This is a genomic window from Desulfuromonas sp. AOP6 (genome assembly GCF_009731355.2).
Classification (GTDB): domain Bacteria; phylum Desulfobacterota; class Desulfuromonadia; order Desulfuromonadales; family SZUA-540; genus SZUA-540.
In genome coordinates this window covers 204,513-217,624 of sequence record NZ_AP022810.1, presented here as the reverse complement: position 1 = coordinate 217,624, position 13,112 = coordinate 204,513, and the positions used below count along the sequence as shown (strand labels likewise).

Here is a 13,112-nt window from a genome sequence, read left to right as displayed (position 1 = left end):
CATGAGCAGAACCATCCGGCTGGCTCTTTACCTGAGCCTTTTTATTCTCATGGCCGGCTGCGCCGGACTTGATCCCAGCTTTGAGACACCCACCGTCGGCATTCGCTCCTTTCGGGTGCTGCCGTCCGCCGGCATGGCCCCCAATTTCGAAATTGGTCTGCATATCGTCAACCCCAATCGCGCGCCCCTGAAGCTGGAGGGCATCGTTTATACGGTAAGGCTCGAAGGACAGCGGGTTCTTATGGGAGTAGCCAACGATCTGCCCGAAATCGCCCCCTATGGCGAGGGGGATGTCACTTTGAACGCTTCTGCCGACCTGCTCAGCAGCATCAACCTGTTCGCGTCACTGATGCAGCAGGCGCGGGATACCTTCGCCTATGAGCTGGAAGCCACTCTCGATATAGGCCGCTTCCGCCCGCGGCTTCAGGTGCGGGAGAAGGGCGAAATTTCTTTAAAAAGTCCAACAAAATAAGCACCAAGGCACCCTTACTTTTTATGGAAAATCACGAGTCTACCAGCAAACGCCGGCATCGCCTGGCCGTGGCCTGCGCCTGCCAGGGGCAACGCCTTGACCGATTCCTGACCGATGCGCTGCCGGGGGTATCCCGCAAACAGATCAAGCGAGCCCTCGACTGCGGCGCGGTCTTCTTGAACGACCACGTCGAAAAACGGGCCGGCCGACTCTTGCAGGGCGGTGAGCGCCTGGAGCTGACCGTGGAAGTCTCCGCGCTACCCACGCGGGAATTCACCTTGCCCATTCTTTACCAGGACGAAGATGTGCTGGCCGTGGCCAAACCCCCGGGGTTGCCCGTGCACGCCAATGTCGCTGGCGCCGTCAATGCTCTCGATCTGGTACGGGAGCTTGCCGGCGCCGACCAGGACCCTATTCTGCTGCATCGTCTCGACGCCGACACCACCGGAGTCCTCCTCTTCGCTCTCAACCGGGCCAGCAACCGCTCGCTCTGCTGGCAGTTTTCCGAACGCCGCGTCGAAAAAACCTATCTGGCCCTGGTACAGGGCTGTCCAGACAGGCCTTTTGAGGTGCGTAATCATCTTCGCCCCAACGTTCGAGGCAAAACGATGGAGGTTCGCAGCGGCGGACAGCATGCCTGGACCTCCGTCAACCCGCTGTCCTGCCACAACGGCGTCGCCCTGGTAGCGGCCCGTCCTCACACCGGGCGCACGCACCAGATTCGTGCCCATCTGGCCGGTAGCGGCTATCCCCTGTTGGGAGATACTCTCTATGGCGGGCCGGCGCACCTGGAGACCGTGGCGGGCCCCGTCACCTGCCCCCGTCACCTGTTGCACGCGGCTGAGCTGACCATCACCCATCCCCGCACCGACCGTCTCCTGACCCTGCAGGCTCCCCTGCCCGCGGACTTCCTTCAGCTGCTGACCGGCGCCGGTTTCACTTCACCTGACTACGCCAATCTCGGGCTCTAATAAAAAAACCGGCCTCGAAGGGCCGGTTTTTAACATCCAGTCTGATACGGGCTTCAGCGTTTCCGCGCCCGCTCCTCTTTCCACAGGTCCCAGAGCAGCAGCCCCACACCGACGGTGATGGCCGAGTCGGCCACGTTGAAAGCCGGCCAGTGATACTGATACCAGTGGACATCGAGAAAGTCGATGACCTCCCCCAGGCGGATGCGGTCGATCAGGTTGCCGACGGCACCGGCGAAGACGAGGGCAAGAGCCGTCTGCAGCAGACGCTGCTCTTCATGCACGCGGCTCAGGTACCAGAGGATGCCCACCGAGGCCAGGACCGATACACTGATGAAGAAGGGGATGCGAATGGCACTGTCGGAGAGGATGCCGAAAGCCGCCCCCTTATTGCGCACATAGGTGATATTGAAAAAGTTCTCCACCACCGTCAACGACTGGTAGAGGTCGAAGCGCTTGTCGATGAAAATCTTGGTCGCCTGGTCAAGCAGCAGGATAACCGTGGAGATGGCCAGCAGCAGGCGATAACGGGCAGTCAGCATGAGTCGTCTATGCCCCCAGCGCCGTGTGGCAGCGATCGCAGATGGTGGGATGATCCTGGCGGCTGCCGACGGAGACGGCGTAGTTCCAGCAGCGCTCACACTTGTCGCCCTGGGCCTTTTCTATGCGGATACGCAGCTCTGCCACCTCTTCGCCGGCAATCCCGTCCGTAAGTGTTTCCACCCGTTCGGCCTGGGAGACGATAAAGAGGGTGGCCAGTTCGTCCTGATACCGGTCGAGCAGCTGCCGCCATTCTCCGGCCGGCACCGCCAGTATCACCTTGGCGTCGAGGGAGTGGCCGATGCGCTTTTCGGCGCGGGCCAGTTCAAGAGCCTTGGAGACATCAGATCGCAGAGCCAGAATCTTTTCGTAACGCGACTCCAGGTCGGCATCGAGCAGGCTCGTCTCGAAGCGGGGGAACTGGGCCAGATGCACACTCTCCTCGCGCTCGCCCGGCAGGTAGGGCCAGATCTCCTCGGCGGTAAAAGACAGCACCGGGGCGATGAGGCGGGTCAGGGCGTCGAGAATGACATACATGGCGGTCTGGGCGCTGCGCCGCGCCAGCGATTGAGCAGGCGCCGTGTAGAGGCGGTCCTTGAGCACATCCAGGTAGAAAGCGCTCATATCAACGCTGCAGAAATTGTGCACGGCGTGATAGAGCACGTGAAACTCGTATTCGTCATAAGAGCGTTCCACCCGGCCGACCAGCCCTTCCAGGCGCGACAGGGCCCAGCGGTCGATCTCGAGCATCTCGGCGGCAGCGACCCGGTCCGTGGACGGGTCAAACCCGGCCAGATTGCCGAGGATGTAGCGCGCCGTATTGCGGATGCGCCGGTAGGCGTCGGAGAGGCGTTGCAGGATTTCCGGGCTGATGCGGATATCGTCGCGGTAGTCCTGAGCAGCCACCCACAGGCGCAGGATTTCGGCGCCGAACTTCTTGATGACTTCTTCGGGAGCGACCACGTTGCCCTGGCTCTTGGACATCTTCTTGCCGGCGCCGTCAACGACGAAGCCATGGGTCAGCACCGCCTTGTAGGGGGCGATGCCGCGGGTTCCCACCGAGGCCAGCAGGCTCGAATGGAACCAGCCGCGATGCTGGTCGCTGCCCTCCAGGTAGAGGTCGGCGGGGGACTTGAGATAGTCGCGGTTTTCCAGTACGGCGGCATGGGAAACCCCCGAATCGAACCAGACATCGAGGATGTCCATCTCTTTGGTGAAGCCCGTGTGACCGCAGGAGGCGCAGGTCGTGCCGGCCGGCAGTAGCTCGGCCGCCTCCTTCTCGTACCAGACGTCACTGCCCTCGGCGGTGAACTGATCGGCCACATGGTGCATGGTTTTGCCGTCGGCCAGGGCCTCGCCGCACTTCTCACAGTAGAACACGGTGATGGGCACTCCCCAGGTCCGCTGCCGGCTGACGCACCAGTCGGGACGGTTTTCGATCATGCCGTAGATGCGCTCGCGCCCCCAGCGGGGAATCCAGCTGACATCGTTGATATGCTGCAGGGCCTTCTGGCGCAGCTCGTTCGACTCCATGGAGATGAACCACTGCTCGGTGGCCCGGAAGATGATGGGCTTCTTGCAGCGCCAGCAGTGGGGATAGCTGTGGGAGACCTTCCCCAACTTGAGCAGGGCCCCCACTTCCGTCAGCTTGCCGTTGACGGCGGCATTGGCGTCTGCCAGCTTCATGCCGCCAAAGAATTCCAGATCCTCGCGATAACGGCCGTAGTCGTCGACGGGGTTGTAAACCTCAAGCCCGTACTGCAGGCCGATGATGTAGTCGTCCTGGCCGTGGCCGGGGGCGGTGTGCACGCAGCCCGTACCGGCTTCGAGAGTGACATGCTCGCCGAGCATGATGAGGGAATCGCGCTCATAAAAAGGATGGCGGCAGTTCTTCCTGTCGAATATGGAGGAGGCAAAGGTGGCCAGCACGCGGTATTCTTCCACGCCGATCTCACGCAGCACCTTCTCGTAGAGTCCTTCGGCCAGCACCAGCACATCGTCGCCGACCTCCACCGCCACATAGGTATAGTCGGGGTTGAGGCAGACACCGAGGTTGGCCGGGATGGTCCAGGGGGTGGTGGTCCAGATGACGAAGGAGAGTTTTTTGCCGGCCAGCGGCGCCAGCTCGACAGGCAACTCGTCCGTATAGGGAAACTTGACGTAGATGGAAGGCGACTCGTGGTCAGCGTACTCGACCTCGGCTTCCGCCAGGGCGGTAACGCAGGAGGAGCACCAGTGTACGGGCTTCTTGCCCTTATAGAGGCCGCCCCGCTCGGCGAAACGGGCCAGCTCCCGGGCCGTCGCCGCCTCGTAGGCGGGATTCATGGTCAGGTAGGGACGCTCCCACTCCCCCAGCACACCGAGGCGCTGGAATTCGCGGCTCTGAACATCAACCCACTCGGCGGCATAGGCACGGCATTCCCGGCGTATCTGCGCCTTGGTCATCTCCTTCTTTTTGGACCCCAGCTTTTTGTCCACCATCAGCTCGATGGGCAGACCGTGGCAATCCCAGCCCGGCACGTAGGGGGCATAGAAGCCCTGCATGCGGCGGCTCTTGATCACGATATCCTTGAGGATTTTGTTGAGGGCGTGACCGATGTGGGTATGGCCGTTGGCGTAGGGAGGACCATCATGCAGGGTGAAGTTGGGGCGATTCTTGCCCGCCTCTTCGATCTTGCCATAAAGCCCTGTTTCTTCCCAGGTTTTGAGGATTTCCGGCTCCCGCTGGGGCAAATTGCCCCGCATGGGGAATTCGGTGACGGGCAGATTGAGGGTATCTTTGTAATCCATGGGGGGTCCTCCCGAACTGGCCTTGGGGATAAAAATAGAAGCAGGTAACTTAGCAAAACGGCCAGATAAGTCAAGGGAAAACCGGGATTATTGCGGCTTTGAACGGTCGGGGAAACGGGGGGAAAGGGGCCAAAGCCCCTTACCCTGTCCCAAGTCGGCACCGTGAAACCGGGGCACGTTCAAACCCCGGCCCGATGCCCGCCAAGTTGGGGATTTTGCTGCAACAGATCGAGGCTCTGCCGTAGCAGCATGGAAATGCTTACGCCCGACTTTTCGGCGATCACCTGCAGAGTCTGCATCTCACTGTCATTCACCCGGCAGGAGACAATGTTTTTCTTCGGATTTTCTACAGCCTTGCCCATAATTGACACTCCTTGTGCACTCGCGTTTCAGTATTCTTGACCAAACTGCTTCAACCAACGTCGTATACGAAATGCAAAGAGGTTGCCAGCCATGCCATTTCTCTTTAATTTTTTAAATTAACGTTTAATTCAAGGCACTTAAGAACGCAAAAGGCATCTGGCAGGCCCGTGGCGGTAAAGTGGCAAGGCGGGTAAAAATGACCCAATCGATCTCAGGTGAGACAGAAATGCACACATACATGGGACGATTCTGGCACAAACAGGACAGAACTCAGACTGAGGAAGCGAGAACAACCTAGAAGGAACCGGCGCTGGGACAATCAATGGCGAGAGGACAGGCCGGACAGCGGGGGCTACGTTTGCGGCAGACGTCCTTGCACACCTGCACGATGAGGCCGTGATAGGCGTTGAATTGCGCGGCATCGGCCGGGAGATGATCCATGAAGAGAGCCTGCAGGGCCTGGTAATCCATGCGGCCGGCGGTGAGCCCCAGGCGGCTGCAAAGGCGATGGGTATAGGCATCCACCACGAAGACGGGGTGGCCGCCGGCATAGAGCAGAATCGAATCGGCCGTTTCCGGCCCCACTCCCTTGAGGGAGAGCAATTCGCGGCGCACCGGCTCCGTCGGTCCGGCCAGCAGAACCTCCAGGCGGCCATCATGAAAGGTACACAGATGCTCCGCCAGCAGTTTAAGGCGGTGCGCTTTCTGCCGGAAAAATCCGGCGGGACGCACCATCAGCTCAAGGTCCGTCGTCGCCACCCGTCGCAGGGCCGCTGGTGAGAGCACATCGGCCTGTCGCAGATTGTCGATGGCTCTCTCCACCTGCGTCCAGGTAGTGTTCTGCGTCAGGATGGCACCGACGGCCACCTCGAAGGGTGTCTCCGCCGGCCACCAGTGCAGGGGACCGTAATGGTGGGAGAGCCGCTGAAAAATCTGGGTGAGACGCAAGGTGGTGTCCATACCGTCAGGCCAACACCTCAATCGGGACAAAGACAGCATCTTTTCCGGCGGTGAAAAGATTAAAGACGCAGGCGGCGAAGTTTGCCAGCAGGGGATCATCCCGGCGACCGGCATCGTAAAACAGGGTGCGCTCACGCAGATGCTGAAATCCCTTCACATAGTGGGCACACAGGCGCCCCTGGTCGAGATGGTGCTGTACCAGGCTGCGGGAGACGAAGGACACGCCGCCGCCAGCCAGTACCGACTCGATGGAAAGACGCAGATCATCGGAGATAACCACCGTGCGGAAGTCGTCGATCCCCTTTCCCACCGCCGCCAGGTTGCGGTTCAGCAGGTTTTTCGAACTGCAGCCGTCCCGGCGGGCATAAAGTCGCAGCTCCAGCAGCTGGCCGATCTCCAGCTCAGACGATGGCAGCTTCAGGGTAGGCGCGCTGATGAAAACCAGTTCGTCATCGGGCAGGGCATGGCAGGCGAAGCTCTTGAGCAGGGGAGCGTCGCAATGCTCGATCACCGCCAGGTCGTACTCCTTGTCCTGCACCCCCTTGATGGCTTCGGCCGGCTGCTTGAAGATGAACTTGAGGTCGGCCACGTCGGCATTCTGCATGACGAAATCGTTGAGCACTCCCGGCAGGTGGGCCATGCCAAAGGTCGGTGTGCAGCAGATGGACAGCCTTTTGCCTACCTTGAGACGCTTGAGTTCCTCCATGAGGGTGTTCTCCCGCGCCAGAATTTCCCGGGCCGCCGCCAGCACCAGCGCTCCCGCCTCCGTTGGTACCAGCACCGGCCCACTGCGGTTCAGCAGCTGCTGGCCATAGGATTCCTCCAGAAACTTGACCCGCTGCGACGCCGCCGACTGAGTGATGTGCAGCTCTTCCGCCGCCCGCGAAAAACTCCCCGTTTCACAAGCCTTCAGCAGGGTTTTCAGATAGCGTGTTTCCATTGTCCAGCCCTTTCGGACAGCGATTTACCGGTTACTTATGCTGGAATTCATACGTCTGAATATTCGGAATCTAAACATTCTAAATACCTGATATATCGATTTAAAATAGAATTTTCTCTTATACCGGCATTAGAAACATTGGCTTTACCATAACACCGCCGGCACGTATCTTACAAGTCGGTTCCACGGTAAATCACGGGGTTATTGCGTCTGCCCCCCTGCCCGGCAGGCGCTGCGCGAAACACCCTTTCATCGCCAACACATCATAGAAAGGAGGGAGATAGCCCACCATCAAACTCTGATCTCATGCCAATCGGAGCATTCACAAGCACCACAGCGAATGGAGAAGTTACGAAAGGAGAACACATGTCAAGGAAGTTGCTTCAAACCAAAGCCAAATGGCTGGTTCGGCTTCTTCCCCTTATGCTCATCCTGGGGGCCTGCGCCACCGGAACCATAAGGGAAAAGATCCTGACCCTGCCGAAGATCGATGGCGCTACCTATGTCGGCCAGGAAACCTGCGCCGGCTGCCATGACGACAAGGCCGCCTCGATGGCCGGCAATGTACACGGTCGTCTGGCCGATTTCGAACTCATGGGTGGACAGAACGGCTGCGAGTCCTGCCACGGCGCCGGTAGCCTGCATGTCGACGGCGGCGGCGATACCGAGAAGATTCTCAACCCCGCCAAGCTGACGGCTGACGAATCCGCCGCCCTTTGCGCCCTCTGCCACAGCAGCGGCAAGCTCATGGACTGGACCCACAGCCAGCACGCCCTGGCCGATGTCGGCTGCGCCGACTGTCACACCATGCACACCCAGGACAAGCCCCTGAAGGCCTACCTGAAGAAGGCCGATCCCGAGCTGTGCTACAGCTGTCACCAGGAGCAAATGGCCCAGTCCAAATTCCCCTCTCATCACCCGCTCGATGAGGGCAAGATGAACTGCTCCAGCTGTCACAATGCCCACGGCGAACTCAATACCGATGAGCGCACCAACGACCTGTGCCTTAACTGCCACACCCGTTATCAGGGCCCCTTCGTCTTTGGTCATGCCCCCGTTGAGGACGACTGCACCATCTGCCACAACCCCCACGGCAGCGTGGCGAATAACCTGCTGGTGCAGAACGAGCCTTTCCTGTGCATGCAGTGCCATGAAGGCCACTTCCACATGGTGAGGGAATCCAACTACGATGCCAATCCGCTTGACGCTACGCTGCCGACACCGGAAGCCAACATCGTCAATGTCCATGGCGACGAGGGGTTCCAGACATCCTTCGGCACCAAGTGCACTACCTGCCACAAAGTGATCCACGGCAGTGATTATCCGTCCCAACCGCTCAGCGGTGGCGGCCTGACCCGTTAACAGACGTTTAAGGAGGCAAACCCATGAAGCAAAGCCGTACCTGGCTGCTTGCATTGTTGTCCGCCCTGACGCTGATGGCGACCTCCACGCTGGCGGTGGCGGAAGAATCTTCCGACCATTTCAGCGGCAGCGTGGAGATCGGCGCCACAGTGGTCGATGTCAAGGACAACCCTGCACGTGCCCAAGAATACACCGGATACCGTTCGGATGACGGGGTCAATGTCGCCCCGAAACTCGAACTGGAGTACCTGAGCGACAACCTGCGCTTTCTGATCGACAGCGAGACCAAGGGGCATCGCGACCAGACCCATGGTTACGAAATCGACTTTAAACGCATGCTGCGGGTCGACGGCTCCTACGAGGCTTTTGAACACTGGAAGGATCATGAAACCCTGGATCAGATGGGCGCCACCGCCCGTGACGACGTGGGAGGCTCCCAACCCAGTGTCACCACGGACAAGATCATGGCGGAGCTGGCTGAGACAGGTTACGATATTACCATCTTCCCAGGAGGTGGCGTCGGCGGCGGCACCCTTCCCGCAGATTACAATCCCAAAGAAGCCTACGAGCAGGAAGTCAGCAACGATTACATCGTGACCCGTCGTGAGATTAAAAGCGACGCCAGCCTGACCCTGCCCATGCTGCCCAACATCACCTTCCATGCAGGTATGCGCATGGAGACGCGGGAAGGGCTGGAGCAGGCCATCGCCACCACCAAGTGCGACTCCTGCCACGTCACCGCCGTCGGCAAAAACATCGACGAGCGCACCGAAGAATACACCCTGGGCGCTACCGGCAAATTCGGCCTGCTCACCGTCGATTACGAGTATCTGACCCGCAACTTCGCGGAAGACAGCGCGGCGCCGACCAAATACTATGAGCTTCCACAAAACGGAACCGCGTATAATCTGCTTTATGCTGATGGCGACTATGCCTTTGCCCGCACGCCTGACTCGCAAAAGGACAGCCACGCCTTGAAGGCCCGCGTGGATCTGAGCGGCGACACCGTCATCAGCTCCAGCTACGTGAAGTCGGATATCGAAAGCTCCAAGGCGGAGACCGAGACGGAGTACGACCTGCTCGGCAGCAGCAAATTGGAAAGCGAATACGAGTCTTTCGGGGCCAAGCTGTCCACTAAGTTTGGCAAGAACCTCCGTCTGTCCCTGCGTGGTCAGCTCTATCAGATCGACGTCAAGGCTAACGAAATCTATTACCCCGGCAGAGAGAAACAGGCTGACGGCGGCCTGGTGCCCGATGCCAACGTCCTGCCTTTTGACACCACGGACGCCTGGCATTCCGCCGAAGCCCGCGACGTCGCCGAATTCGGTGTTGACGCGGTCTACCGACTGAGCAAAGCCACGACCCTGCGCCTCGGCTATGAGTATGAGGAAGTCGAGCGCGATGAGGAAGAACTCGGCGAAACCACGACCCATACGGTGAAGGCGGCGGTCAAAACCCGCTTCAACAAGGCCTTCTCCGGCCGCGCCAGCTATGAGTATCAGAATATCGATGAGCCCTTCGCCGGTGCCCACGTCGGCATCGCCCAAGGCGATGGGATAGAGGACCCCTTGGGTTCGGGCCTCTGGTACTACAATACGGCTGACTTTACCGGCGTAACCACTTTTACGCCTACCCCAACCGGGTTTACTGCCCCTGCAACCTGGTACTGGAATGCCGTCTACCCCAACCGCCAGCTGGAGTCCACCAGCCTGCCTGAGGATGTACACGAAGCCAAGGTCAATGTCACCTGGGCCGCCCGCCACAACCTGGCCGCCAACGCCTTCGCCCGTGTTCGCTATCAGGAAAATGACCGGGTGAGCTACGAACAGACCACCTATGTTCCCGGTGTCAGCCTCTGGTACGCCCCCAATGGCAAGATGAACCTGACTTTGGCCTACACCTTCAACAAACAGGAAACCGAGAACAAGATGTGTGTCGGCTGGTACCATGGCTGAGCGAACGACGTCTCGTCGGGCCAGTTTGGCTCGATCTGCAACACCTCCGAGTACGATTCGAAAGTCAATACCCTCGCGCTCAACATGGACTATCAGGCCACGGAAAAGCTGCGCATGAATGCCAGCGCCATTTTCAATCTCGCCAAGGACAGCTGGGACTGGCGTTTCAGCGAAAGAGCAACTTTATCGCCTGAATATAATCCCGACCTGGTTCTGGCCGACACCGGCATTGAAACTCCAGGCGCTTACGCTTCCGTCAACTACGACACCTGGGAGCTGAACAACCTCATCACCAGCTATTCCGACCTGGAATACACCCAGTATGAATTCACCCTGGGCGGCACCTACGCCTTCACCGATCGCCTCTATACCACCGCTTCGGTGACTTATGAGATCTTCGAAAGCGATCAGATGTACGTGTATGGAAACGAGGATGGCGACGTCTTCCGTGGCTATCTTGCCTTAGGTTACAAGTTTTAATCTGCCTCCACACACCATGTTGCAATGAAATTGTACCCGGCTGCGCCAGCAGCCGGGTTTTTTTATAGAAATCGGGGAACCGGGGGGAGGATGAGAAGGGAGATTTTAAGCGTCAAGCCCGAGAAAGGACAAAGTCGAGGCGAGGGTGCGGTTGACGATCTGCCCCAGACGCACCCCCTCTTCCTGCAGAGCCTGCAGCGCTTCAGAGAATTCGCCGACCCCCTGGGCGATATGGGCATCGCTGCCCACGGCAATGGGGGCTTCGTATTCGGCGCAGAGGCGAGCCAGGGTGCGGCAGTTGCCGGCGCTGCCGCGACGGCTGATATAAAAGGAGGCGTTGTTGATCTCCAGAGCCGTGCGGGTGTCGGCGGCCTGACGCACGACCTCGGCATAGTCGAGGGGAAAATTGGGGTTGCCAGGATGGCAGATGAGGTTGACGCGCGGATTCTCCATGAGGGCGAGGATAGCGCGGGTATTGGCCTTGACCCCCTTGTTGTCGAAACCGCAACCCTCGTGAAAACCGGCCAGCACCAGGTCGAGGCGGTCGAGCAGTGGGTCGGGAAGGTCAAGCTTGTTCTTGCCGAGGATATTGGCCTCGACACCCCGCAATACCCGCACGCCGTTGAGGTACTCAGGGATAAAGCGCATGGCGGCAAAGTGATAGGGATGCGGTCCTCCCGGCAAGGCCGGCCCATGATCCGTCATCCCCACGGCCTTGAGCCCCTTGGCGGCCGCAACCAGGGTAATCTCACCAATCGTACTGAAGGCATGGCCCGAAGCCACCGTGTGCACATGCAGATCGGCTTCAAGGGCAAGAGTATTGGACATAAAGACCTCTCTTTTCTTGGGTAAAGCCAAATAGTAGCACGATTGGACAACCAAGGGGTAGTCCCCTGCGGCAGACACAAAACGGGGACAGGCTGGTTTTTTTTCAGGGAAAAGCAGCCTGTCCCCGTTTTGCGTCTCCATGGACGATGAAATCAAGAAATGCCGAGTCCTCGCAGTTCAGCGATTCAAGGCTGGGGAAAGCCCTGAAGCAATTTGTGCATCCCTCGGCAAATCAAAGTTTTGGCTTTACAAATGGGTTAAGCGACACAGTGAAGGCGATCCTTTGTGGTTTCAAGATCGTTCCCGCAAGCCACTATCAACGCCACATCGCACACCGGTCGAGATTGAGGAAATCGTCAAGCTGGTGCGTTTGAATCTCTATAATCAGGATTTGTTCTGTGGTGCACAGGCCATTCTATGGGAATTGGAAGACCTCGGCATATCGCCGTTGCCGTCGCTGCGCACGATCAATCGGGTTCTCAAACGCAATGATCTGACTCAACGTAGAACCGGCAAGTATGAGCCGAAAGGAACGCCTTATCCCAAACTTCCGTCATTGCTGCCAAACCAGACTCATCAGATGGATATGGTCGGCCCGTGCTATTTGAGCGGCCCGATCCGTTTCTATGGGCTCAACGTAATTGATACAGCAACGGCACGCTGTGGGCTGCACTCCTCGTTATCCAAGTCAGGACAAGACGTTCTGGGCGGAACCTTGGCCATCTGGTCGCGGTTGGGTATACCCGACAACCTCCAGGTTGATAACGCCCTGTCTTTTCTCGGCAGTCCGAGGTATCCGCGAGCATTAAGCCAGTTTGTCCGTCTTTGCCTGCAGAATGATGTTGAACCCTGGTTTGTCCCCATGGCTGAGCCGTGGCGCAACGGGAATATCGAGCAGTTCAATGATCATTACCAACAGAAGTTTCTCAGCAAGGTGATTATGACCTCAACCGATGAACTGGCTGCCGGGACAATGGCTTTTGAACAGCGGCACAACAGCTCCTACCGCTACAGCAAGCTCGGCGGGAAGACGCCTATCAAGGCACTTTCTGCGACCAAGACGGTCCTGAGGTTCCCAAATCCAGACGACACGCCCCTGCAGCGACTAGAAAAACCAGAGACCGGCCGATACCACTTGGTTCGTCTGATTCGCAGCGATCTCAATCTCAACATCCTCGGTGAACTTTTTCCAGTTCCACCGGAACTGAAGCTTGAATACGTGGTGGCTACTATCGATGTCAAAGAGCAAAAGCTGAAACTCTATCTGGGCAAAACCCAGGTCGAGGAGTTTGATTACAAAATCAGATGAACCTGTTGAATGTAAGCGATGTCATGGCACTAAAATCCGTTAGCGATGTCCTGGCACTCAACAATTAACCAAAAAAAGAGCTGAGTTCAGCCTTAATGCTACAATTATCGCTGGCCATAAAGCTGTCCGCACATCACCTGGAGAA

11 protein-coding genes are annotated in these 13,112 nt (G+C 58.5%); 5 read left to right on the top strand and 6 right to left on the bottom strand.

The window, feature by feature from the left end; translation table 11 throughout:
• Position 1 precedes the first annotated feature (1 nt).
• Together AOP6_RS01040 and AOP6_RS01035 are read left to right on the top strand one after the other, a co-directional pair.
• A complete protein-coding gene (locus tag AOP6_RS01040; RefSeq protein WP_155874791.1) occupies positions 2-472 on the top strand; it encodes an LEA type 2 family protein in 471 nt (156 codons plus the stop codon).
• A 23-nt stretch (positions 473-495) separates the two neighbouring features.
• Positions 496-1,443 (top strand): RluA family pseudouridine synthase, encoded by a 948-nt coding sequence (locus AOP6_RS01035; protein ID WP_155874790.1) that lies wholly within the window; start codon positions 496-498, stop codon positions 1,441-1,443.
• Between the two features lie 53 nt (positions 1,444-1,496).
• Here the strand turns inward: AOP6_RS01035 and lspA are convergent, their stop codons facing one another.
• The 5 genes from lspA to AOP6_RS01010 form a co-directional block, all read right to left on the bottom strand.
• Positions 1,497-1,982: a signal peptidase II gene (lspA, locus tag AOP6_RS01030; RefSeq protein WP_155874789.1), complete on the bottom strand. Its 486-nt coding sequence runs from the start codon at positions 1,980-1,982 to the stop codon at positions 1,497-1,499.
• Positions 1,983-1,989: 7 nt separating this feature from the next.
• On the bottom strand, positions 1,990-4,770 hold the full coding sequence (ileS, locus tag AOP6_RS01025; protein ID WP_155874788.1) for an isoleucine--tRNA ligase: 2,781 nt from the start codon (positions 4,768-4,770) through the stop codon (positions 1,990-1,992).
• A 179-nt stretch (positions 4,771-4,949) separates the two neighbouring features.
• Positions 4,950-5,132: a hydrogen-dependent growth transcriptional repressor gene (locus AOP6_RS01020; RefSeq protein ID WP_155874787.1), complete on the bottom strand. Its 183-nt coding sequence runs from the start codon at positions 5,130-5,132 to the stop codon at positions 4,950-4,952.
• 295 nt (positions 5,133-5,427) lie between these two features.
• Positions 5,428-6,093, bottom strand: coding sequence for an endonuclease III domain-containing protein (locus tag AOP6_RS01015; protein WP_155874786.1), 666 nt, complete (start codon positions 6,091-6,093; stop codon positions 5,428-5,430).
• 4 nt (positions 6,094-6,097) lie between these two features.
• The gene (locus tag AOP6_RS01010; RefSeq protein ID WP_155874785.1) at positions 6,098-7,033 is read right to left on the bottom strand and encodes a LysR family transcriptional regulator; all 936 of its coding nucleotides are present in this window, start codon (positions 7,031-7,033) and stop codon (positions 6,098-6,100) included.
• 366 nt (positions 7,034-7,399) lie between these two features.
• On the opposite strand from AOP6_RS01010, the gene AOP6_RS01005 reads away from it, so the two are divergent.
• Positions 7,400-8,395 (top strand): GSU2203 family decaheme c-type cytochrome, encoded by a 996-nt coding sequence (locus AOP6_RS01005; protein WP_155874784.1) that lies wholly within the window; start codon positions 7,400-7,402, stop codon positions 8,393-8,395.
• Positions 8,396-8,418: 23 nt separating this feature from the next.
• Positions 8,419-10,830: a GSU2204 family CXXCH-containing (seleno)protein gene (locus tag AOP6_RS01000; RefSeq protein ID WP_275951000.1), complete on the top strand. Its 2,412-nt coding sequence runs from the start codon at positions 8,419-8,421 to the stop codon at positions 10,828-10,830.
• Between the two features lie 105 nt (positions 10,831-10,935).
• Here AOP6_RS01000 and AOP6_RS00990 read toward each other — a convergent pair whose 3' ends face one another.
• On the bottom strand, positions 10,936-11,658 hold the full coding sequence (locus AOP6_RS00990) for a PHP domain-containing protein (RefSeq protein ID WP_155874781.1): 723 nt from the start codon (positions 11,656-11,658) through the stop codon (positions 10,936-10,938).
• A 139-nt stretch (positions 11,659-11,797) separates the two neighbouring features.
• Between AOP6_RS00990 and AOP6_RS00985 the strand changes: the two genes are divergently transcribed.
• On the top strand, positions 11,798-12,967 hold the full coding sequence (locus tag AOP6_RS00985) for an integrase core domain-containing protein (RefSeq protein WP_155874780.1): 1,170 nt from the start codon (positions 11,798-11,800) through the stop codon (positions 12,965-12,967).
• The last annotated feature ends 145 nt before the right edge of the window (positions 12,968-13,112 follow it).

What these genes read in the sequence shown, in the direction of transcription:
- AOP6_RS01040 (WP_155874791.1), top strand. Translation starts at nt 2, where the DNA reads ATGAGCAGAACCATCCGGCTGGCTCTTTACCTGAGCCTTTTTATTCTC.
- AOP6_RS01035 (WP_155874790.1), top strand. Translation starts at nt 496, where the DNA reads ATGGAAAATCACGAGTCTACCAGCAAACGCCGGCATCGCCTGGCCGTG.
- lspA (WP_155874789.1), bottom strand. Translation starts at nt 1,982, where the DNA reads ATGCTGACTGCCCGTTATCGCCTGCTGCTGGCCATCTCCACGGTTATC.
- ileS (WP_155874788.1), bottom strand. Translation starts at nt 4,770, where the DNA reads ATGGATTACAAAGATACCCTCAATCTGCCCGTCACCGAATTCCCCATG.
- AOP6_RS01020 (WP_155874787.1), bottom strand. Translation starts at nt 5,132, where the DNA reads ATGGGCAAGGCTGTAGAAAATCCGAAGAAAAACATTGTCTCCTGCCGG.
- AOP6_RS01015 (WP_155874786.1), bottom strand. Translation starts at nt 6,093, where the DNA reads ATGGACACCACCTTGCGTCTCACCCAGATTTTTCAGCGGCTCTCCCAC.
- AOP6_RS01010 (WP_155874785.1), bottom strand. Translation starts at nt 7,033, where the DNA reads ATGGAAACACGCTATCTGAAAACCCTGCTGAAGGCTTGTGAAACGGGG.
- AOP6_RS01005 (WP_155874784.1), top strand. Translation starts at nt 7,400, where the DNA reads ATGTCAAGGAAGTTGCTTCAAACCAAAGCCAAATGGCTGGTTCGGCTT.
- AOP6_RS00990 (WP_155874781.1), bottom strand. Translation starts at nt 11,658, where the DNA reads ATGTCCAATACTCTTGCCCTTGAAGCCGATCTGCATGTGCACACGGTG.
- AOP6_RS00985 (WP_155874780.1), top strand. Translation starts at nt 11,798, where the DNA reads ATGGACGATGAAATCAAGAAATGCCGAGTCCTCGCAGTTCAGCGATTC.